Source organism: Streptomyces sp. SYSU D01066-1, from assembly GCF_054956795.1.
On the sequence record NZ_JBUDHV010000013.1, the window covers coordinates 141,484 to 162,975 of the forward strand.

A 21,492-nucleotide genomic window follows, 5' to 3' on the forward strand; every position below is an offset into this window, starting at 1 on the left:
CTCAGGCTATAGCGGGTGTCGTGTCAGTAACCGACTAGTGAATCCGTTTGTCAATTGTCAGTGGCTGTCACTACCCTCGCAAGTATGACTAGTCAGACCATCGAGACGACAGGGCCGGGGGACCGGGGGCCGTCGGACACCGGACCGGCCAGGGGGCTGCGCGGCCGTCCGTGGGTCACGCTCATCACCGTGGCCGTCGGGGTCATGATGGTGGCCCTGGACGGCACCATCGTGGCCATCGCCAACCCCGCCATCGGCAAGGACCTCGGCGCGAGCTGGTCCGAGCTGCAGTGGATCACCAACGCGTACTTCCTCGCCCTCGCGGTCACCCTGATCACCGCGGGCAAGCTCGGCGACCGCTTCGGTCACCGGCAGACCTTCCTGGTCGGCGTGGCGGGCTTCGCCGCGTCCTCGGGAGCGATCGGGCTCTCCAGCGGCATCGGCGCGGTCATCGTCTTCCGGGTCTTCCAGGGCCTGTTCGGCGCGCTGCTGATGCCGGCCGCGCTCGGGCTGCTGCGGGCCACCTTCCCGGCCGAGAAGCTCAACATGGCCATCGGCATCTGGGGCATGGTCATCGGCGCGTCGACGGCGGGCGGGCCGATCCTGGGCGGCGTGCTGGTCGAGCACGTCAACTGGCAGTCCGTGTTCTTCATCAACGTGCCGGTGGGCGTGCTCGCCCTGGTGCTGGGCGTGCTGATCCTGCTGGACCACCGGGCGCGCAACGCGCCGCGCTCCTTCGACATCGTCGGCATCGTGCTGCTGTCGGCCTCGATGTTCTGCCTGGTGTGGGCGCTCATCAAGGCTCCCGAGTGGGGCTGGGGCGACGGCCGGACGTGGCTGTTCATAGCGGTGTCGGTGGCCGGCTTCGCCCTCTTCGCCTTCTGGGAGACCAGGGTGGGGGAGCCGCTGATCCCGCTGACGATGTTCCGGTCGCTGCCGCTGTCGGCCGGTGTCGTGCTGATGGTGCTGATGGCGATCGCCTTCATGGGCGGCCTGTTCTTCGTCACCTTCTACCTGCAGAACGTGCACGGGATGAGCCCGGTCGAGGCCGGTCTGCACCTGCTGCCGCTGACCGCGATGATGATCGTCGGGTCGCCGGCCGCGGGCGCGATGATCACGAAGGTCGGGCCGCGGCTGCCGCTGGCCGGCGGCATGGTGCTCACCGCGGTCGCGATGTACGGCATGTCGACGCTGGACACGGACACCGGCAGCCTGGTGATGTCGCTGTGGTTCGCCCTGCTGGGGCTGGGCCTGGCGCCGGTCATGGTCGGCGCGACCGAGGTCATCGTCGGCAACGCGCCGCTGGAGCTGTCCGGTGTGGCCGGCGGTCTCCAGCAGGCGGCGATGCAGATCGGCGGCAGCCTCGGCACGGCGGTGCTGGGCGCGGTGATGGCCTCCAAGGTGGACAACGACTTCCCGGGCAACTGGGCGGACGCGGGGCTGCCGCAGCTCACGCCGGCCCAGCTGGACCAGGCCGCGCAGGGCGTCCAGCAGGGGATCGCGCCGGTGCCGGACGGGACTCCGGCCCCGGTCGCCGAGAAGATCGCGGACGTCGCGCACGACACGTTCATCTCCGGCATGAGCCTGGCGTCGCTGACCGCGGCGGGGGTCGCGGTGGCGGCGGTGTTCGTGGCGCTGCTGACCAAGCGGGGGGACAACGCGGAGGCGGGCGCGGGCGTCGGTCACATCTGACGGGTCTTCGGTCCGCGTCCTCGGCCTGCGTCCTCCGTCCGCGTCTTCGGTCCGCGTCCTCGGCCCGTGGTTCGCCCATCGGGGTGACGATCGCGGCGAACCCCTCCCCTCCGGCGGAGGTCGCAGGTCACAGTGGGTCAGATCCTCCGCGGAGTCCCCCGCGAAGTCCTTCGTGGAGTTCTTCGAGGGACGGGAGGGTCGACGGCTGCGGCGCGCTGCTGGAGGGGGGCAGCGCGCGGGCAGCGCCTCGCCGGGGGAATGACCGTCCCAGCGGGGGTACCCGCTCACCGAACCCGAGGTGAACACCAACTCGGGCAAGGGCTCAGGGAGTTGATGATGACGGGCTTCGGACAGGGAACACGCGAGAACCCACGCTCGCATGGCCGGACGTGGCCGAGGTGGGGCTCCCCCCAGGCGTTCGGCACCAGGGAAGGACCGGATCGCGCGACGCTCGGGATCATCGGAGTCGTCTGCGCGGTCGCCGGGTTCTTCGCGCTGGGAATCATCCTCGGCCCCGCGGCGATCGTCTGCGGCTGGCTCGCCATGGGGCGGACCTGGGCGGGCTCCCGCCCGCTCCCGGCCGTCATCGCCGTGACCCTGGGCGCGATCGACACGCTCGTCGCCCTGGTCGGGCTGATCGGGCACGGCACGCCGCTCTGAGCCGAGGGAACGCCCGCGGCGCGACCGCGGGTTTGCCGGGGGCGCGCGTAGCGCCCACTCCGGTGCGGGTGGGCCGGGGCGGAGCGGGACGGGGGTGTCCGCCCGCAGCGGCCGGCGCGGCGCCCCGGGTGGGCCCGCCGCGCGGGACGGCGGTCCCGCGCCGTGCCGAGGACGGACACCCCCGGCCCGCCCCCCCCCGGTCCCGCCGGTCGCGCCCGGGGGTACCGCCCCGGCCGCGGGCCGCCCGGGTGCGGGGCCGCGGCGGGGGCCGCCCCCCCCCGGGGGGCGCCCCCGGGGGGGGGCGCCCGGGGGGGGGGGGGGGGGGCGCGGGGCGGGCCCCCCCCCCCCCCCCCCGGCCCCGCCCCGCCCCTTTCCCGCCGTACGCGACCGTGGGTACGGCCACGGACTCGTGCCGCCCGTGTGAGGGGACGCGGCACCCGCCCCCTCACACGGGCGGCGCGGGCCGCGCCCCCCGTCTTGCGTCACTCGCCTCGCGTCACTCGCCCGCGCCGACCGCGGCGCCGGGCACCGCGAAGGGCGACGGAGCCGCAGCCCCGCCGCCCCGTCCCCGGCGGACGCGCTACGCGTCGCCGCCCGCCACCCCCGGATCCGCCGCCGTCACATCAAGCAACCGGTACCGGTCCACGGCCTGCTTCAGCACCGACCGGTCCACCTTCCCCTCCCGCGCCAGCTCGCTCAGCACCCCTACCACCACCGACTCCGCGTCGATGTGGAAGAACCTGCGCGCCGCCCCCCGCGTGTCCGCGAACCCGAACCCGTCCGCGCCCAGCGACTGGTACGTCCCCGGCACCCACCGCGCGATCTGGTCCGGCACCGACCGCATCCAGTCCGACACCGCCACGAACGGCCCCTGCGCGCCCGACAGTTTCCGCGTCACGTACGGCACCCGCTGCTCCTCCTCCGGATGCAGCAGGTTGTGCTCCTCGCAGGCCACGGCTTCGCGCCGCAGCTCGTTCCAGGAGGTCGCCGACCACACGTCGGCCCGCACCTCCCACTCCTCGGCGAGGATCCGCTGCGCCTCGACCGCCCACGGCAGCGCCACCCCGGACGCCAGGATCTGCGCCGGGACCGAGCCGCCCGTGCCCTCGCTGAAGCGGTAGAGGCCCTTGAGGATGCCCTCGACGTCGACGTTCTCGGGCTCGGCCGGGTGCTGGATCGGCTCGTTGTAGACGGTGAGGTAGTAGAAGACGTCCTCGCTGTCCGGGCCGTACATCCGGCGCAGCCCGTCCTTGACGATGTGGGCGATCTCGAAGCCGAAGGCGGGGTCGTAGGCCACGCACGCCGGGTTGGTCGAGGCCAGCAGCTGGGAGTGGCCGTCGGCGTGCTGCAACCCCTCGCCGGTCAGGGTCGTGCGGCCGGCGGTCGCGCCGAGGACGAAACCGCGCGCGAGCTGGTCACCCATCTGCCAGAACTGGTCGCCAGTGCGCTGGAAGCCGAACATCGAGTAGAAGACGTACACCGGGATCAGCGGTTCGCCGTGCGTCGCGTACGCCGAGCCGGCGGCGATGAGCGACGCCGTGCAGCCTGCCTCGGAGATGCCGTCGTGCAGCATCTGGCCGTTGGGCGTCTCCTTGTACGCGAGCAGCAGGTCCCGGTCGACCGACTCGTACTGCTGGCCGAGCGGGTTGTAGATCTTCGCGCTCGGGAAGAACGAGTCCATGCCGAACGTGCGGTACTCGTCCGGCGCGATCAGTACGAAGCGCTTGCCGATCTCCTTGTCCCGCATGAGGTCCTTGAGGAGCCGGACGAAGGCCATGGTGGTCGCGATGGACTGCTGACCGGAGCCCCGCTTCACGGTCGCGTACGCCTGGTCGCCCGGCAGGGGCAGGGGCTTGGCGCGCACGACGCGGGTGGGGACGTAACCGCCGAGCGCCTTGCGGCGGTCGTGCATGTACTGCATCTCCTCGGTCTCCCGGCCGGGGTGGTAGTACGGCGGCGGGCCGGACTCCAGTTCCCGGTCGGAGATCGGCAGGTGCAGCCGGTCGCGGAAGCGCTTGAGGTCGTCGACCGTCAGCTTCTTCATCTGGTGGGTGGCGTTGCGGCCCTCGAAGTTCGGGCCCAGCGTCCAGCCCTTGACCGTCTTGGCCAGGATGACCGTGGGCTGGCCCTTGTGCTCCAGGGCGGCCTTGTACGCCGCGTAGATCTTCCGGTGGTCGTGGCCGCCGCGCCCCAGGTGCAGGATCTGGTCGTCGGTCATGTTCTCGACCATGGCGCGCAGCCGGTGGTCGTCGCCGAAGAAGTGGTCGCGGATGTAGGCGCCGGACTCGGTGGCGTACGTCTGGAACTGGCCGTCCGGGGTGGTGTTCATCTTGTTGACCAGGACGCCGTCGCGGTCCTGGGCGAGCAGCGGGTCCCAGGTGCGGTCCCAGACGAGCTTGATGACGTTCCAGCCGGCGCCGCGGAAGACCGACTCCAGCTCCTGGATGATCTTGCCGTTGCCGCGCACCGGGCCGTCCAGGCGCTGGAGGTTGCAGTTGACGACGAAGGTGAGGTTGTCCAGGCCCTCACGGGCGGCGATGGTGAGCTGGCCGAGCGACTCGGGCTCGTCCATCTCGCCGTCGCCGAGGAACGCCCAGACATGGGAGCGGGAGGTGTCCGCGATGCCCCGCGCGTGCAGGTAGCGGTTCATCCGGGCCTGGTAGATCGCGCCGATCGGGCCGAGGCCCATCGAGACCGTGGGGAACTCCCAGAAGTCCGGCATCGAGCGCGGGTGGGGGTAGGACGAGAGCGCGTACGGCGCCTTGGACTTCTCCTGGCGGAAGCCGTCCAGGTGCCGCTCGTCGAAGCGGTCCAGGAGGTAGGCGCGGGCGTAGATGCCGGGCGAGGCGTGGCCCTGGAAGAAGACCTGGTCACCGCCGTCGCCGTCGTCCTTGCCGCGGAAGAAGTGGTTGAACCCGACGTCGTAGAGGGAGGCCGAGGAGGCGAACGTGGCGATGTGGCCGCCGACGCCGATGCCGGGCCGCTGGGCGCGGGAGACCATCACCGCCGCGTTCCAGCGGGTGGCGTTCAGGATCCTGCGCTCGATCTCCTCGTTGCCCGGGAAGAACGGCTCGTTCTTGGTCGGGATCGTGTTGACGTAGTCCGTGCTGCGCATCTCGGGCACGGCGACACGCTTCTCGCGTGCCCGTTCGATCAGACGCAGCATGAGGTAGCGGGCCCGCTCCCGGCCGCGTGCGTCGACGGCGGCGTCCAGGGAGTCGAGCCACTCCTGGGTCTCCTCGGGGTCGAAGTCGGGAACCTGACTCGGAAGGCCGCCAATGATGATCGGGTTGCGATCGGATGCGGAAGCCACACTGTTCCTTCGCTGTCGCAGGACGTATCGGAGAGTGCCGGAACCGTCTCCCATCGTGTACCTGTCGAGGGGAAACGTCATCTCTACCGAGAGGTAACCGGTTCCCTGCCGATAACCAGGGCAAGTTCTTCCGGGTCTCGTACCCCTGTATGGTTCTCATTTACGCAAACGGGGCAGAAAGGTGTGGTGTACGTCACCTTCGATCCTGGACGGCGTGCCTGGAGTTGCGGTGACACGGTCGGGATCGTCACCGTTTCGGCAGTCCCGGTGGCCGGGTACTTGCGCGATCCGTCCCGCCCGTGTGGACTACGGCCAATGCTTCGCGCACGCGCGTGGCTGAGACCCCCCGGAGCCCGAAGGGCCTGGGGGAACCCCATTCAAAGACATGATCAGGAGGCAACCCGTGAGCGCGACCGCGGACCACGCGGAGGAGCGGACGAACCCTGCCGCCAGGCTGGGGTTCCAGCCCGGGCAGGTGGTCCAGGAGATCGGCTACGACGACGACGTCGATCAGGAGCTCCGCGAGGCCATCGAAGCTGCCATCGAGGGTGACCTGGTGGACGAGGACTACGAGGACGTGGCCGACGCCGTCGTGCTGTGGTTCCGTGACGACGACGGCGACCTGACGGATGCGCTGGTGGATGCCACCACGTACATCGAGGAGGGCGGGGCGATCCTGCTCCTCACGCCGAAGACCGGACGTGACGGTTACGTCGAGCCCAGTGACATCTCGGAAGCCGCGACGACGGCCGGTCTGACGGCGGCCAAGAGCGTCAGCGTGGGCAAGGACTGGAGCGGCAGCCGGCTGGCGACGCCGAAGGCCGCCAAGTCGAAGCGGTAGCCCCGTAGCCGGGCTCCCCTCTTCACGGAACCCCGGACGGACCGGCCCCGTCCGGCCCGTCCGGGGTTTCGTGGCGGTCCCTGCGTAGGGTGTGCTTCCGAGGACGACTCCTACGAAGGGACCAGCGGGACATGGCGATCCAGGTCGGCGACAAGGCCCCCGGCTTCGAGCTCAAGGACAACCACGGGGCGACCGTGCGGCTGTCCGACTACCGGGGCGGCAAGAACGTGGTGCTGCTCTTCTACCCCTTCGCCTTCACCGGCCTGTGCACGAGCGAGCTGTGCGAGGTGCGTGACAACCTGCCGCGGTTCTCCGACCGCGACACCCAGGTGCTCGCCGTCTCCAACGACTCCATCCACACCCTGCGCGTCTTCGCCGAGCAGGAGGGCCTGGAGTACCCCTTGCTGTCCGACTTCTGGCCGCACGGCGACGTCTCGCGCGCCTACGGCGTCTTCGACGAGGGCAAGGGCTGCGCGGTGCGCGGCACCTTCGTCATCGACAAGGAGGGCGTGGTGCGCTGGACCGTCGTCAACGGGCTGCCGGACGCCCGGGACCTGGACGAGTACGTGAAGGCGCTCGACACCCTGTGATCCCGACGCGGTGAATCCTGCGTGCCGGGGCCTGCGAGGTGCGGGAACCCGTCACTAGGATCGAACCGTTGATCCGACATCCGACGCACTTCGGGGCTTCCCGCCCCCGGACACCAATGGAGGACTCGTGGGAGTCAGCCTCAGCAAGGGCGGCAACGTATCGCTGACCAAGGAGGCCCCCGGCCTGACCGCCGTCATCGTCGGTCTGGGGTGGGACGTACGGACCACGACCGGTACCGACTTCGACCTCGACGCCAGCGCGCTGCTGCTGAACAGCTCCGGCAAGGTCGGCAGCGACCAGCACTTCATCTTCTTCAACAACCTGAAGAGCCCGGACGGCTCGGTCGAGCACACCGGTGACAACCTCACCGGCGAGGGCGAGGGCGACGACGAGCAGATCAAGGTCGACCTCGCGACCGTCCCCGCCGACGTCGAGAAGATCGTCTTCCCGGTGTCGATCTACGACGCGGAGAACCGCCAGCAGTCCTTCGGCCAGGTCCGCAACGCCTTCATCCGGGTCGTCAACCAGGCCGGCGGCGCCGAGATCGCCCGCTACGACCTGAGCGAGGACGCCTCCACCGAGACCGCCATGGTCTTCGGCGAGCTGTACCGGCACGGCGCGGAGTGGAAGTTCCGCGCCATCGGCCAGGGGTACGCGTCGGGCCTGCGCGGCATCGCGCAGGACTTCGGCGTGAACGTCTGAGCCGACCCCCGTCGTCCGGCGCCGCACGGTCCGTGTGCGGCGCCGGACGCGCACATCGGCGGCCTCGCGCGGGGCCGGAGCACCGCGGAACCACCACCCGGGGAGGGACCAGCACCATGGGCGTCACGCTCGCCAAGGGAGGCAACGTCTCCTTGTCCAAGGCCGCACCGGACCTCACCCAGGTGATGGTCGGGCTCGGCTGGGACGCGCGTTCCACCACCGGAGCCCCCTTCGACCTCGACGCCAGCGCCCTGGTGTGCGGCGGCGGCCGGGTGCTCGGTGACGAGTGGTTCGTCTTCTACAACCAGCTGAAGAGTCCCGACGGCTCGGTCGAGCACACCGGTGACAACCTCACCGGCGAGGGCGACGGAGACGACGAGTCGCTCCTGATCGACCTCACCAAGGTGCCCGAGCGGTGCGACAGGATCGTCTTCCCGGTCTCCATCCACCAGGCCGACGAGCGCGGCCAGACCTTCGGTCAGGTCAGCAACGCCTTCATCCGGGTGGTCGACCGGTCCGACGGCCGGGAACTCGCCCGCTACGACCTCAGCGAGGACGCCTCCACCGAGACGGCGATGATTTTCGGGGAGGTCTACCGCTCCCGGGGTGAATGGAAGTTCCGGGCCGTCGGACAGGGGTACGCGTCGGGCCTCCGAGGCATCGCTCTAGACTTCGGAGTCAACGTTTCGTAAAGCCGAGTACGGCGCGGGGGAGCCCCGTACACAAGGATTGGGTAGCCAGTGCTTCTGAAAATCTTCGGCTGGTCGTTCGCGGTCACCGCGCTCGGCCTGGTCGCGGCGGTCTTCTACGGGGGGTGGACCGCCTTCGGTGTCGTGGCGATCCTCTCCATCCTGGAAATCTCGCTGTCCTTCGACAACGCGGTGATCAACGCCGGGATCCTGAAGAAGATGAGCGCCTTCTGGCAGAAGATCTTCCTCACGGTCGGCGTCCTGATCGCCGTTTTCGGCATGCGGCTGGTCTTCCCGGTCGTCATCGTCGCCGTCAGCGCCCAGCTCGGCCCGATCGAGGCCGTCGACCTCGCGCTCACCGACAAGGACCGCTACCAGGAACTCGTCACCGACGCCCACCCGGCCATCGCCGCGTTCGGCGGCATGTTCCTGCTGATGATCTTCCTGGACTTCCTCTTCGAGGACCGGGACATCAAGTGGCTCGGCTGGCTGGAGCGCCCGCTGGCCAAGCTGGGCAAGGTCGACATGCTGTCGGTCTGCATCGCCCTGATCGTGCTGCTGATCTCCGCGATGACCTTCGCCACCCACGCCCACCAGCACGGCGGCGCCCACGTCGACAAGGCCGAGACCGTGCTGCTGGCCGGCATCGCGGGCCTGATCACCTATCTGGTCGTCGGCGGACTCTCCGGCTTCTTCGAGGACAGGCTCGAAGGGGAGGAGGAGCGCGAGCACGAGGCGGAGGAAGCCGCCGCCCGCTCGGGCAAGCCCAAGTCGGCGGTGGCCATCGCCGGCAAGGCGGCGTTCTTCATGTTCCTCTACCTGGAGGTCCTGGACGCCTCCTTCTCCTTCGACGGTGTGATCGGCGCCTTCGCCATCACCAACGACATCGTCCTGATGGCCCTCGGCCTGGGCATCGGCGCCATGTATGTCCGCTCCCTGACCGTCTACCTGGTCCGCCAGGGCACCCTGGACGACTACGTCTACCTGGAGCACGGCGCCCACTACGCGATCGGCGCCCTCGCCGTGATCCTGCTGGTCACCATCCAGTACCAGATCAGCGAGATCATCACCGGCCTGATCGGCGTGGTCCTGATCGTCGCCTCCTTCTGGTCCTCCGTACGCCGCAACAAGCGGCTCGCCGAGGCCGAGGGACCCGGCGACAACGAGAAGACGGAGGTCCCCTCCGGAGTGTGAGCCCTCCGGAGGGCGAGTCTCCTCCAGTGTGTGTCCCCTCCGGGAGCGCGGACCCCGGACGGGGGCGCGGGCCCTGGACGGGGATGCGGACCCCCGGCCGGGGATGCGGACCCCCGGACGGGGGTACGGGTCTCCTCCGGGAGCGCGGGGCTCGGTCGGGAGTGTGCGGAGTCCGCTGCTCCGGGCCCTGTTCGCCTCCGGTGCTCCGGCACCGCGGGTGTGAACCCGGCCCGGGCGAGGAACGCTCTGAGCGGGGCGGCCGTCGAGGACGACTCCTCGGCGCCGCCCCGTCGGCGTCCCGGACCGCGGGTGCGACGAGGCAGCCGCGGCCCTTCGGTGCGGTGGCGGCGTGAGACGGACATGCGTGGGGGCGGGAATGGGCATCTTGGACGGACGGCTGTGGCGCGGCCGGGAGACCGACTTCGACTCGGGCAACGCGGCGACCAACGCCATAGAACTGACCAAACGGCACAGCCAGGTCTCCTTGACGAAACAGGGCGCGGCCACCGGCAACCTGCGCATCAACCTGGCCTGGCGGATGCGGACCTCCGACATCTCCGGCCCGCAGCGGGAGAGCCTGCTCCGGCACCCCTTCAAGGCACTCAAGCCCCCCGAGGTCATCGGCCACAGCCAGAGCATGGTCAACGTCGACCTCGACCTGGGCTGCCTCTACGAGATGCAGGACGGCGCCAAGGGGGTCGTCCAGCCACTGGGCGGCTTCTTCGGGGACGTCAACGCCGCGCCCTACGTCAAGCTCAGCGGCGACGACCGGTTCGGCTCCGGCTCCGGCGAGACGATCTACATCAACCTGGACCACCGGGACGCCATCAAGCGGCTCCTGGTCTTCGCCTACATATACGACCAGACGCCGGCCTTCGAACGCGCGCACGCCATCGTCACCCTCTACCCGAGCAGCGGCCCCCGGATCGAGATAAGCCTCGACGAACGCCACCCGCAGGCCCGCTCCTGCGCCGTGGTCATGATCGAGAACATCAAGGGCGAGATGTTCGTCCGCCGCGAGGTCAAGTTCGTCTACGGCTTCCAGGGCGAACTGGACCGGCTGTACGGGTGGGGCCTGCAGTGGGGACGGGGTTACAAGGCGAAGGCCGAACGGTGAGCCGGCCCCGGTGCGCCCAGCGGTGACAGGGCCCCGGCCGTCCGGTTGCCGGGGCGTGTCCTGAGGGCGGGCCGCCCGCCTTCGCGCGGCGGCCCTCGCACCTACCGTCCGATGAACTGCGGCCCCTGCGGCGGCAGCCGGAAGTCCGGGTCGGGGACCACGGCCGCCGGCGGCGGGTAGCCGTAGCCGGCGGCGGTCACCGGGGCGGGCGCCTGCGGGGAGCCGTACGCGGCCGGTCCGGCACCGGCGGGCTGCGGGTACCCGTAGGCCGGCTGTGTCGCCGGGGTCTGCTGGGGATAGGCGTACGCGGGCTGGGCCGGCACCCCGGGCGGCTGCTCCGGCGGCAGCGGCTGGGCGGGCGCGGTCCTGGCCGACGTGGAGTGGACCGGCGGGGGCTGGACGGCCGGGGACTGGGCGGGCGGTGCCGGGGCGGGCAGGGCCTGGGTGGGGGCGGCGGGCGCGGGCGCGTGGGCCTCGGGGACCGCTCCGGTGGCCTCCGGCGCCGTTCCCGCCGTCTCGGGTGCCGCCCGGGTGTCGTCCCGTGCCTCCGCCTCGGCCGCCCCGGCCTCCTCGTCCACCGAGATGCCGTACTCGGTCGCCAGCCCCTCCAGCCCGTTCGAGTAGCCCTCGCCCAGTGCCCGGAACTTCCAGGTCTCCCCGCGCCGGTACAGCTCCCCGCAGATGAGCGCGGTCTCCTCGCCCGTCTCCGGCTTGACGTCGAAGTAGGCCAGCGGCTCGGCGTCGTCGGCCGCCGCGTCGTAGAGCAGGACCCGCAGGTCCCGCACCTGCTCGAAGGCGACGCCGTCCGCCGAGGCGACCAGCAGGATGCGGCCGACCCGGGCCTCGACCCCGGACAGGTCCGTCTGGATCGCGTCGGTCAGACCCTCGGCGTCCCGCTTCTTGCCCAGCCGCCAGACCTGGCCCGACGGGTGCCGGGGCTGGTTGTAGAAGACGAAGTCCTCGTCGGATCGCACACGGTCGTCGGGGCCCAGGAGCAGCGCGGAGACATCGACGTCCGGGATCCCCTGCCCGGGGGTCCAGCGCAGCACGGCCCGGACCGTGGTGGCCTCCAGCGGGACGTTGGACCCTTTCAGCATCGCGTGCGTCATGCCGTCATCCTGCCTTCTCGGCCCTGGCCACGACAATGCGGGGGAGGGTACCCCGGAGGCGTCGGGTGGCGTGCCCCCGCGATGCCGACACGGCCGGGTTACCTGGAATTCATGCCCCGCGGGAACTTCTGACATGGGTTTCTACGTACTATTACCGGCCACCTTCGAACGTTTTACAGGTCGCCCAGTCACCACGGGGGAGTTCACATGCGTCATTTCGGGCATATAGCCCCTGAGGTGCGAGAGCGTCTCTTCCACCAGGAGCCGGGCGAGTTCAGCGCCGACTCCCCGGCGCGGCTGCTCTCCGCGGCCCTGGGGGCCACGCTCTACAGCCCCGCCACCCGGCCGCGCCTCGCCGACGACATCCTCCGGCAGGCCGCCGGCGGTGTGGTCTCGATGGTGCTCTGCCTGGAGGACTCCATCGGCGACGCCGATGTGGCGGCCGGCGAGGAGAACCTCGTACGGCACCTCACCGACCTCTCCGGACAACCCGGAGGAAACGTTCCGCTGCTGTTCGTCCGGGTCCGCGCCCCCGAGCAGATACCCGACCTGGTGCGGCGCCTCGGCCCCGCCGTGGAGACGCTCTCCGGATTCGTCCTGCCGAAGTTCACCGAGGAACGCGGCATGCCCTTCCTGGAGGCCCTCTCCGACGCCGAGACCACCACGGGCCGGCGGCTGTTCGCCATGCCGGTCCTGGAGTCCCCGGAGCTGCTGTACCGGGAGTCGCGGGTGCACACCCTGGAGGGCATCTTCCGCGCGGTCGACAAGTACCGCGACCGCGTCCTGGCCCTCCGGCTCGGCGTGACCGACTTCTGCTCCTCCTACGGGCTGCGCCGCGGCCCCGACATGACGGCGTACGACGTCCAGGTCGTCGCCTCCGTCATCGCCGACGTGGTGAACATGCTGGGGCGGGCCGACGGCACCGGTTTCACGGTGACCGGGCCGGTGTGGGAGTACTTCCGGGTCCAGGAGAGGATGTTCAAACCGCAGCTGCGGCAGAGCCCCTTCCTGGAGGTGCAGGCCGCGGACCTGCGGGCCCGGCTGATCGAGCACGCCATGGACGGCCTGCTGCGGGAGATCTCCCTCGACCAGGCCAACGGCCTGCTGGGGAAGACCTGCATCCACCCCTCCCACGTGCTCCCGGTGCACGCGCTGTCCGTGGTCAGCCACGAGGAGTTCAGCGACGCCCGGGACATCCTCCGCCCGGAGCGCTGCGGGGGAGGCGTGCTGAGGTCGTCGTACACGAACAAGATGAACGAGGTGAAGCCGCACCGGGCCTGGGCCGAGCGCACGCTGCTGCGCGCCGAGGCGTTCGGCGTGGCCAACGAGGACATCGGCTTCGTCGAACTGCTCGCCGCCGGCCTGTCCGACTGAGCCTGACCGACTGGACCTGGCCGACTGGACCTGGCTTGCCGAGCCCGGCCGGCCGGACCGGCCGGCCGAACACAAGGGATCATGGACCACGCAGTGGACAACGGGAGGCGTACGCGCATGAGGGAACGGCCGCGGGCCGGGGAGCCAGCCGGTGTCTGGACCGGCAGCTGGGTCGCCGAGCGGCTCGGTGTCGGCCTCACCGGCGACGACGACCTGACCGGCCTGCTGGGCCTCGCCCTGCGCCGCAACCCCAGGCGGGCCCATCTGCTCGTCTCCAACGTGCTGGGCAAGCACGTACCGCAGTCGCCTTCCGTGGTCTACCGCCACGGCTTCGCCCTCGGCCGCCGCGTACGCGACCTGCTGGACGCCGAGGAGGCCGCCGCGACGGTCGTCCTCGGCTACGCGGAGACCGCCACCGGCCTCGGCCACTGCGTCGCCGACGGTCTCGGCCCCGCCCCCTACCTGCACTCCACCCGCCGCCCGGTCGACGGCGTCGCCCAGGCGGGCGGCTTCGAGGAGTCCCACTCGCACGCCACCTCCCACCTGCTGCTGCCCGCCGACCCCGCGCTGCTGTCCGGCGACGGACCGCTCGTCCTGGTCGACGACGAGTTCTCCACCGGCAACACGGTGCTCAACACCGTGCGCGCCCTGCACGAGCGCTACCCCCGCCGCCGGTACGTCGTGGTCGCCCTGGTGGACATGCGCTCACCGGCCGACGCGGGCCGCCTGGAGGGGTTCGCCCGGGAGATCGGCGCCCGGGTGGACCTGGTGACGGCCGCCTCGGGCACCGTCCTGCTGCCCGACGACGTACTGGAGAAGGGACAGCGGCTGGTGGCCCGGCACGAGGCGGCGGCGGCCGCCGAGCCGGAGCCCGCCCCGGCCGGCCCGGCCGCCGTCCACCGCGTCGACCTGCGCTGGCCCCGCGGACTGCCCGACGGCGGGCGGCACGGGTTCACCGCCGCCCACCGGGCCCGGCTGGAGAGCGCGCTGCCCGCCATGGCCGCCCGGCTCGCCGAGGCCCTGCCCGCCGGCGCCCGCCGCGTCCTGGTCCTCGGCTGCGAGGAACTGATGTACGCCCCGCTGCGCCTGGCCCGCGAACTGGAACAGGTCGTGACCGCCGAGGTGCGCTACTCCACCACCACCCGCTCGCCCGTCCTCGCCGTCGACGACCCCGGCTACGCGATACGCACCCGCCTGGTCTTCCCCGCCCACGACGACCCGGCCGACGGCCCCGGCGAGCGCTACGCCTACAACGTCGCCGGCGCCGGCTTCGACGCCGTCGTCGCCGTCGTCGACTCGCCCGCCGACACCCCGGCGCTGCACGCGCCCGACGGCCTGCTGGCCCGGCTCGCCGCCCACGTCCCGCACGTCCTGCTCGCGACCGTCCCCTCGTACGTCCCCGGCGCCCCCTGCGAAAGGCCCGCCATGCTGCCCGAGCCGCTGCGCGGCCCCGCCTTCTCCTCCTACGCCCCCGACGAGGTCGGCTGGCTGCTCCAGGACCTCTCGGACACGACGCTGGAGGCGCCCACCGAGGAGCGCGAGGAGGCGATCCAGAAGGGCGGCGCGCACTACGCCGAGTCGCTGCCCGTCGAGTACCAGCCCAGCGAGCAGTACCAGGAACTGTTCCACGCGGCGCTGCGCACCTCGGCGGCCCGGCTGGCGCAGGCCGTCGGCGCCGTCACCGAACTCGTCCTGCTGGAACGGTCCCCCAGACCCGTCCTGGTGTCCCTCGCCCGCGCGGGCACGCCCGTCGGGATCCTGATGCGCCGCTGGGCGCGGTTCCGCCACGGTCTCGACCTCCCCCACTACGCCGTGTCGATCGTCCGGGGCCGGGGCATCGACGCCAACGCGCTGCGCTGGCTGGCCGACCACCACGACCCCGCCGACGTCGTCTTCGTCGACGGCTGGACCGGCAAGGGCGCCATCACCCGCGAACTCGCCGCCGCCCTGCGCGACTTCGAGGTGTCCGACGGCATCACCGGCTTCGACCCGGAGATCGCGGTCCTGGCCGACCCCGGCTCCTGTGTCCGCACCTACGGCACCCGCGACGACTTCCTCATCCCCTCCGCCTGCCTCAACTCCACCGTCTCCGGCCTGATCTCCCGCACCGTGCTCCGCGCCGACCTGGTCGGCGCCCACGACTTCCACGGCGCGAAGTTCTACCGCGAACTCGCCGGCGCCGACCTCTCGCGGGCCTTCCTCGACGCCGTCTCCGCCCGCTTCCCGGAGGTCAGGGGCGCCGTCGACGTCCAGGCCAAGGAGTTGCACGCCGCCGACCGGACCCCCAGCTGGGAGGGGTGGGCGGCGGTCGAGCGGATCAGCGAGGAGTACGGCATCCACGACGTCAACCTCGTCAAGCCCGGCGTCGGCGAGACCACCCGCGTGATGCTGCGCCGGGTGCCCTGGAAGGTGCTGGCCCGGGCCGGCGCCGGCAGCGACCTGGACCACGTCCGGCTGCTCGCCGCCCAGCGGGGCGTGCCCGTGGAGGAGGTCGCCGACCTGCCCTACACCTGCGTCGGACTGATCCACCCCCGGTACACCCGCGGCGCGACGGGCGCCGACGGCAGGGCGGTGACGGTCTGATGCCCGCACAGCCCGCGCAGCCGCCTGTCCTCGTCGCGAGCGACCTCGACCGCACGCTGATCTACTCCGCCGCCGCCCTCAACCTGACCGTCCCGGACCAGGAGGCCCCCCGGCTGCTGTGCGTGGAGGTCTACGACCGCAAGCCCCTGTCGTACATGACGGAGACCGCAGCCCGGCTCCTCACCGAACTCGGCGAGGCCGCCGTCTTCGTGCCGACCACGACGCGGACCCGCGCCCAGTACCAGCGCGTCAACCTGCCCGGCCCCCCGCCGAAGTACGCGATCTGCGCCAACGGCGGCCACCTGCTGGTGGACGGCGTCACCGACCCCGACTGGTACGCGCGGGTCACCGCACGGCTGGCCGACGAGTGCGCCCCGCTGACGGAGGTGCGCGAGCATCTGAGGGCCACCGCCGACCCGCGGTGGGTGCGCAAGCACCGCACCGCCGAGGACCTCTTCGCCTACCTCGTCCTCGAACGCGACCTGCTGCCCGAGGGATGGGTCAAGGAACTCGCCGTGTGGGCCGGCGACCGCGGCTGGACCGTGTCCCTCCAGGGCCGCAAGCTCTACGCCGTCCCGGCGCCGCTCACCAAGAGCGCGGCCGTGCGCGAGGTCGCCCGCCGCACCGGCGCCGGCCTCACCCTGGCCGCCGGGGACTCCCTCCTCGACGCCGACCTGCTGCTCGCCGCCGACCAAGGCTGGCGCCCGGGCCACGGCGAGCTGGCCGACTCCGGCTGGACATCACCGGCGGTCAGTGCCCTGCCCGAGCGGGGGGTGTTCGCCGGGGAGCGGATCCTTCAGGAGTTCCTGCGGTCGGTGCACCCCGCCCGGTAGTTCCCGCGGTCGGCGTGTCCGGCCTGGTGACGTCCGTCCGGTCCGAGGGACCCTCGGCGGAGCAGGCGGTGGACGAGGCCGACGCGGTGGCGGGCGGCTCCTCTCCCCGCCCGGATCCGCCGTGTCCGGATCCGCCGTGTCCGGATCCGCCGTGTCCGGATCCGCCGTGTCCGGGTTCGCCGCGCCTGCGCCGGCCGGCCCCGGGCCGCAGCAGCCGCAGGACGACGAAGCCCAGCACCGCGACCGCGGCGCCGACGAGGATCACCTTCGAGTACGCGGAGGCGACGCTCGTGACCTGGGACCAGTTGTCCCCCAGGGCGTAACCGGCGAGCACGAACGCGGTGTTCCACAGCGCGCTGCCCAGTGTGGTCAGGCCGAGGAAGACGGGGAGCCGCATCCGCTCGACGCCCGCTGGCACGGAGATGAGACTGCGGAAGACGGGGATCATCCGGCCGAAGAACACCGCCTTGGTGCCGTGCCGGAGGAACCACGCCTCCGTCTTCTCTATGTCCGTCACCTTCACCAGCGGCAGCCGTCCCGCCAACGCCACGGTGCGGTCGCGGCCGAGGAGCGCCCCGATCCCGTACAGGGCGAGCGCGCCGATCACCGAGCCCGCCGTGGTCCACAGCAGGACGGCGAGCAGGCCCATCCGGCCGGAGGCGGCCGCGAATCCCGCCAGCGGCAGGATCACCTCGCTCGGCAAGGGAGGGAAGAGGTTCTCCAGGGCGATGGCGATACCGGCCCCCGGGGCGCCCAGGGCGTCCATGAGGTCGTTGATCCACTGCGGAGCGGCACCGCTGTCCGCGGCCGTCTGCGCTGCGATGGCTGTCATGACGGCCACGCTAGGAAATCGTGGCTGAAGGGACCCTGAGGAAGACCGCACGGCGACCGGGGTCCGCCGCGGTGAGGCGTCGCGGTTCGCCGCGGTGTGCGGGCACCCCCGCCCGCGGCCGGCCTCTCGACCACGTGAGACGTGGCGCGGCGCGGGACGAAGGGCGGTGGGCGAGGGGCGGTGGGCGCGGACCCGGCCGGGGAGCCGGTCAGCCGCAGCAGCCCCCTCCGCAGCAGCCGCCACCGCCTCCGCCGGCCCCCGGGGACGGAGCCGGAGCGGAGGACGAGCCGCCGACCGCGACCGTCGACAGCAGCTTCACCGTGTCGTCGTGGCCCGCCGGGCAGGCGGCGGGAGCGGAGGACTCGGCCATGGGACGGCTCAGTTCGAACGTGTCGCCGCAGCTGCGGCAGCGGTACTCGTAACGAGGCATGGGCACAGGTTAACCGGCGCCCACGGCACCACGGCAGGGCTCACGGTCAGGACCCGCCCGGCGCACCACACCGTCCTCCCACGCTCACGCCGCCCGCCCGCCCGCACGGACGAGTGACCGCCTCCGCCCCCGCCCGCGCGGCCGGTCCGCCGGGCGGGACTACGAGTGCCCGGCCCCGCGCTCCTCCCGTATCCGGCCGACCACGTGGGCCACCGTGCGGCGGACCGCGTCCGTCTCGGTGAGGAAGTGCCAGTAGTCGGGGTGCCTGCCCTCCAGGGTGCCGATCGCGCGTTCCAGCCGGGCCACGGCGTCGTCCAGGGGGCGGGCGTCGCGGGGGTCGGGGGTGGTGCGGCCGGCCATGGCCAGCCGCTGGGCGTCGCGGATGGCGAACCGGGTCCGTTCGATCTCGTCCCGGGGGTCCTGCTGCACGGCGTCGAGCAGGCGGAGCCGGTCGCCGGCGGCGGACACGGCCTCGTCGGTCTCGTTCAGCAGGGCCCGTACCGTCGACAGCAGCGCGGTCGCGTCGGGCCAGCGCTGTTCGGCGCGGGCGGTCCGGGCCTCGGCCAGCTTCCGTTCGGCCTGCCGGACGGTCTCGCGGGCCTGGTCGGGTACGTGCTGGAGGTCCTGCCAGCAGGCGGCGGTGAAGCGCCGTCGCAGTTCGCTGAGGACGGGTTCGACCTGTTCGGCGCGGGTGGTGAGGGCCTGGGCGCGGGTGCGCAGGGAGACCAGCCGCCTGTCGGTCTCGGCGGCCCGCTCGGGCAGCCGTTCGGCCTCGGTGCGGACCGTCTCGGCCTCGCGGGTGACCCGCTCGGCGCGCTCCAGGGTCCGGGGCACACCGTGCCGGCCGGCGCCCTGGTTGAGCTTGGTCAGCTCCGGGGCGAGGGCGGCGAGCCGGGCGGCGAGGTCGTCCGCGCTCAGCCCCGAGCCGCGTACGGCGTCCAGGGCTTCGGAGGCGGCCAGCAGGGACTGCCGGGCCCGCTCCACGGCGGGGGCGAGCCGGGCCAGCTGGGTCTCCGCCGTGCCGAGCAGGGGGCCGAGGCCCTCGGCGAAGCGGTCCAGGTCCCGCCTGACCCGGCCCAGTTCCTCCGTGGCGGCGGTCAGTTCGGCGCGGGCGCGGGCGGCGGCCGACGCCTCCAGGTCGTCCCGGTCGAGGTCGTGGGCGTCGACGGCGCCGATGTACTGCCGGCTGGCCTCGTCGATGCGCCGGCCCAGGGCGGCGAAGCCGTCGACCGCGCGCCGGGCGGCGGGGGAGTCGTCGACGGCCGTGATCGTCTCGATGGAGATCCGCAGGTCCCGCTGGGCGGTGTCCAGTTCGTAGAACGCGGCGGCGGCCTCGTCCTTGGCGGTCTGGGCCGCCGCCCGCTGGCTCTCGGCCCGGCCGCCGAACCAGCGCCGGGTGCCACCGCCGGTGAACGCGCCGGCCAGGACGGGCGCGGCGAGCAGCGGCAGGCCCAGCAGGGCGAGCGTGTCGCGCAGGGCGCCGGGGGCGCGGCGGCGCGAGGCGGGCCGGCGGTGCGGGAGGAGCCGTGGACGTGGCGCGCGGGGCACCAGCGGCGGCGTATACGGCTGCGATGGTGTCGCCGTCACATCCCTCTCCCGTGTCGTCCGCCCTGCCCGGGTTCATTCTCCCACCCGTTGAGGACGAACACACGGGCCGGTCAGTTCGCGGAGCGGACCGTGACTTCGCCGTCGGCGGTACGGGCGTTCACCACGTGGGCGCTGGAGTCGTCGCGGGGCACGGACACGTCGACGGAGCCGTCGTCGGTCTTCGCCGTCACCTTGTACGTGGCCCGGGGCAGTCCGACGGTCACCGAGCCGTCGTCGCTGCGGGTGTCGACCAGGTCGGGCACGGCACCGAGTTCGAGGCGCACGGAGCCGTCCTTGGTCTGTGCCGTCACCCGTCGCGAGGAGACCTCGGCGCGGACCGAGCCGTCGTCGCTGCGCAGGTCCAGCGGGCCGGTGGAGTCGGTGACGCGGACGGAGCCGTCCCGGGTGCGGATGTCCAGCGCGTCCCAAAACCCCCGCGCCCGTACGCCGCCGTCGTCGTCCTCGACCTTGACGGCCACGCCCCGGGGCACCTCGACGCGGTGCCTGGCCGCGCAGTCGGCGATGAGGCCCGTGCAGTCCATCCGCAGCACCAGGCGGTCGCCGTCCATCCTCCAGGACACCTTGGGCTCCTTCCCGACGGTCACCGACCCGCTGAACCACCGGGTGACGTCGACGCGGCCGGCCTCGTTGCCCTCCGCGGCGACGATCTCCAGGGCGGAGTCGTCGGAGTCGACGGTGAGCGTGCGGCCCTGAAGGGCGAAGGACCGCCGGTCGGGGTCCTTGTCCTCGTCGGGCGAGGCGCAGGCCGCCAGACCCGCGACGGCGAGGACGACGGCACCGGCGGCGGCGAGCGAACGGACGGGAACGGTACGGGACATGGCGGTCTCCCCCTGGAACGGACGGTGGGCCCGCGCGCCGGGCGCCTCCGGGGGAGGCGCGGTGCGGCGAGGCTCCACGACCGTAGGTTTCCGGGGCGTGCCGCCGCGATCCAGGACGCTCCCGGACCGGTGGTGGGGTTAACCCCCGCAGCGGGGGCCGGGGAGCGGCGGTACGGGTTTGCGGGGCGGCGGTCCGGGCAAGGTAGGCTGTCGACTCGTCCGGGTGCGTAGCTCAGGGGTAGAGCGCCTGCCTTACAAGCAGGATGTCGGCGGTTCGAAACCGTCCGCGCCCACCGGGAGCGATGCCGGGCATCGGCGGCAGAGGCCCTCGGGGACCGAACGGTCCTCCGGGGGCCTCTCGCATGAGCGCCGTCCGCGGCCCGTGGCCCGCCGTCCCCTTACGCCTCGTCCCCGGGCGGGGTCTCATGGGCGTGCTTGAGACGGGAGCGGGCCGCGACCTGGTCGGAACCGGTGAGCTGGGCCCAGTAGCGGTGGGTGGTGACGAACACCGCCAGTTCGCGCTCGCGCCGGCGCAGCTTCTCCACCTCGGCCTGTTCGTCCTCCGACCAGCCGGGGGAGGCCGGGCGCTCCACCTTGCGCCAGCCGCTGTCGTCACTGAAGCCGTCCACCGGTTCCACGGACCAGGGCAGCCGTTTCAACAGGGCCGACAGGTCGGCCCTGACCTGATGGAGTTCCTCCTGCCCGGCGAGGAGATCACTCGGGAAGTCATAGGTCGTAGCCACAGCCAGATGATACTCCTGTTCGATTTTGAGTCGCGCGGACAAGAGCGGGAGAAACTGGAAACATGTGCCGCAGTATCAAGACGCTACGACCGCCCGCGTCGGCCGGGCAGGCCACCGACGAGGAGATCCGGGCCGCCGCCCTGCAGTACGTGCGCAAGGTGTCCGGGTTCCGGGCGCCGGCCGCGCACAACCAGGAGGTGTTCGACCGCGCCGTGGACGCGGTCGCCGGGGCGACGGCCGAGCTGCTGGCCGGCCTGGAGGTGCGGGGAGGGACGCGGCGGCGCCGGGCGGACTGAGGCCGCCCGCTCGCCCCGCGGACGGCGCGACGCCTCCGTGGGCGGCGCGGCGTCCCTGCGGACCTCA

19 protein-coding genes and 1 tRNA gene are annotated in these 21,492 nt (G+C 72.3%); 13 read left to right on the forward strand and 7 right to left on the reverse strand.

Annotation, left to right across the window (positions count from 1 at the left end):
• Positions 1-84 precede the first annotated feature (84 nt).
• Positions 85-1,692 (forward strand): MFS transporter, encoded by a 1,608-nt coding sequence (locus ACY1JF_RS15590; RefSeq protein WP_462705717.1) that lies wholly within the window; start codon positions 85-87, stop codon positions 1,690-1,692.
• A gap of 333 nt (positions 1,693-2,025) precedes the next feature.
• A complete protein-coding gene (locus ACY1JF_RS15595; protein ID WP_462705718.1) occupies positions 2,026-2,352 on the forward strand; it encodes a small hydrophobic protein in 327 nt (108 codons plus the stop codon).
• 580 nt (positions 2,353-2,932) lie between these two features.
• On the opposite strand, the gene aceE is transcribed toward ACY1JF_RS15595, so the two are convergent.
• Positions 2,933-5,665 (reverse strand): pyruvate dehydrogenase (acetyl-transferring), homodimeric type, encoded by a 2,733-nt coding sequence (gene aceE, locus ACY1JF_RS15600; RefSeq protein WP_462705719.1) that lies wholly within the window; start codon positions 5,663-5,665, stop codon positions 2,933-2,935.
• 403 nt (positions 5,666-6,068) lie between these two features.
• Between aceE and ACY1JF_RS15605 the strand changes: the two genes are divergently transcribed.
• The 6 genes from ACY1JF_RS15605 (at position 6,069) to ACY1JF_RS15630 (ending at position 10,799) form a co-directional block, all read left to right on the forward strand.
• A complete protein-coding gene (locus ACY1JF_RS15605) occupies positions 6,069-6,506 on the forward strand; it encodes a DUF3052 domain-containing protein (RefSeq protein ID WP_462705720.1) in 438 nt (145 codons plus the stop codon).
• A gap of 131 nt (positions 6,507-6,637) precedes the next feature.
• Positions 6,638-7,096: a peroxiredoxin gene (locus ACY1JF_RS15610; protein ID WP_462705721.1), complete on the forward strand. Its 459-nt coding sequence runs from the start codon at positions 6,638-6,640 to the stop codon at positions 7,094-7,096.
• Positions 7,097-7,223: 127 nt separating this feature from the next.
• Positions 7,224-7,799: a calcium homeostasis/redox stress adaptation protein gene (locus ACY1JF_RS15615; protein ID WP_462705722.1), complete on the forward strand. Its 576-nt coding sequence runs from the start codon at positions 7,224-7,226 to the stop codon at positions 7,797-7,799.
• Positions 7,800-7,915: 116 nt separating this feature from the next.
• Positions 7,916-8,491: a TerD family protein gene (locus ACY1JF_RS15620; protein WP_462705723.1), complete on the forward strand. Its 576-nt coding sequence runs from the start codon at positions 7,916-7,918 to the stop codon at positions 8,489-8,491.
• A gap of 48 nt (positions 8,492-8,539) precedes the next feature.
• Complete coding sequence (locus tag ACY1JF_RS15625) at positions 8,540-9,682, forward strand: DUF475 domain-containing protein (protein ID WP_462705724.1); 1,143 nt, start codon at positions 8,540-8,542, stop codon at positions 9,680-9,682.
• Between the two features lie 376 nt (positions 9,683-10,058).
• Complete coding sequence (locus ACY1JF_RS15630; protein ID WP_462705725.1) at positions 10,059-10,799, forward strand: TerD family protein; 741 nt, start codon at positions 10,059-10,061, stop codon at positions 10,797-10,799.
• Positions 10,800-10,900: 101 nt separating this feature from the next.
• On the opposite strand, the gene ACY1JF_RS15635 is transcribed toward ACY1JF_RS15630, so the two are convergent.
• On the reverse strand, positions 10,901-11,908 hold the full coding sequence (locus ACY1JF_RS15635; RefSeq protein WP_462705726.1) for a TerD family protein: 1,008 nt from the start codon (positions 11,906-11,908) through the stop codon (positions 10,901-10,903).
• 207 nt (positions 11,909-12,115) lie between these two features.
• Between ACY1JF_RS15635 and ACY1JF_RS15640 the strand changes: the two genes are divergently transcribed.
• The 3 genes from ACY1JF_RS15640 (at position 12,116) to ACY1JF_RS15650 (ending at position 16,698) form a co-directional block, all read left to right on the forward strand.
• Positions 12,116-13,282 (forward strand): HpcH/HpaI aldolase/citrate lyase family protein, encoded by a 1,167-nt coding sequence (locus tag ACY1JF_RS15640; protein WP_462705727.1) that lies wholly within the window; start codon positions 12,116-12,118, stop codon positions 13,280-13,282.
• A 117-nt stretch (positions 13,283-13,399) separates the two neighbouring features.
• Positions 13,400-15,865, forward strand: a complete 2,466-nt coding sequence (locus ACY1JF_RS15645) for a phosphoribosyltransferase (protein ID WP_462705728.1) — start codon at positions 13,400-13,402, stop codon at positions 15,863-15,865.
• On the forward strand, positions 15,865-16,698 hold the full coding sequence (locus tag ACY1JF_RS15650; protein ID WP_462705729.1) for an HAD family hydrolase: 834 nt from the start codon (positions 15,865-15,867) through the stop codon (positions 16,696-16,698). The genes ACY1JF_RS15645 and ACY1JF_RS15650 overlap by 1 nt, the downstream gene beginning before the upstream one ends.
• On the opposite strand, the gene ACY1JF_RS15655 is transcribed toward ACY1JF_RS15650, so the two are convergent.
• The 4 genes from ACY1JF_RS15655 to ACY1JF_RS15670 form a co-directional block, all read right to left on the reverse strand.
• The gene (locus ACY1JF_RS15655) at positions 16,616-17,530 is read right to left on the reverse strand and encodes a DedA family protein (RefSeq protein ID WP_462705730.1); all 915 of its coding nucleotides are present in this window, start codon (positions 17,528-17,530) and stop codon (positions 16,616-16,618) included. The genes ACY1JF_RS15650 and ACY1JF_RS15655 overlap by 83 nt on opposite strands.
• 208 nt (positions 17,531-17,738) lie before the next feature.
• Complete coding sequence (locus ACY1JF_RS15660) at positions 17,739-17,960, reverse strand: FmdB family zinc ribbon protein (protein ID WP_462705731.1); 222 nt, start codon at positions 17,958-17,960, stop codon at positions 17,739-17,741.
• Positions 17,961-18,119: 159 nt separating this feature from the next.
• Positions 18,120-19,547: a hypothetical protein gene (locus tag ACY1JF_RS15665; protein ID WP_462705732.1), complete on the reverse strand. Its 1,428-nt coding sequence runs from the start codon at positions 19,545-19,547 to the stop codon at positions 18,120-18,122.
• Positions 19,548-19,618: 71 nt separating this feature from the next.
• Positions 19,619-20,386 carry a DUF4097 family beta strand repeat-containing protein gene (locus ACY1JF_RS15670; RefSeq protein WP_462705733.1) on the reverse strand — a complete coding sequence of 256 codons (768 nt, stop codon included), beginning with the start codon at positions 20,384-20,386 and terminating at the stop codon, positions 19,619-19,621.
• Positions 20,387-20,607: 221 nt separating this feature from the next.
• On the opposite strand from ACY1JF_RS15670, the gene ACY1JF_RS15675 reads away from it, so the two are divergent.
• Positions 20,608-20,679 (forward strand) — tRNA-Val (locus ACY1JF_RS15675).
• A 105-nt stretch (positions 20,680-20,784) separates the two neighbouring features.
• On the opposite strand, the gene ACY1JF_RS15680 is transcribed toward ACY1JF_RS15675, so the two are convergent.
• The gene (locus tag ACY1JF_RS15680) at positions 20,785-21,129 is read right to left on the reverse strand and encodes a hypothetical protein (RefSeq protein ID WP_462705734.1); all 345 of its coding nucleotides are present in this window, start codon (positions 21,127-21,129) and stop codon (positions 20,785-20,787) included.
• A 62-nt stretch (positions 21,130-21,191) separates the two neighbouring features.
• Here ACY1JF_RS15680 and ACY1JF_RS15685 point away from each other — a divergent pair, with 62 nt between their 5' ends.
• Positions 21,192-21,425 carry a DUF2277 domain-containing protein gene (locus ACY1JF_RS15685; RefSeq protein WP_462705735.1) on the forward strand — a complete coding sequence of 78 codons (234 nt, stop codon included), beginning with the start codon at positions 21,192-21,194 and terminating at the stop codon, positions 21,423-21,425.
• The last annotated feature ends 67 nt before the right edge of the window (positions 21,426-21,492 follow it).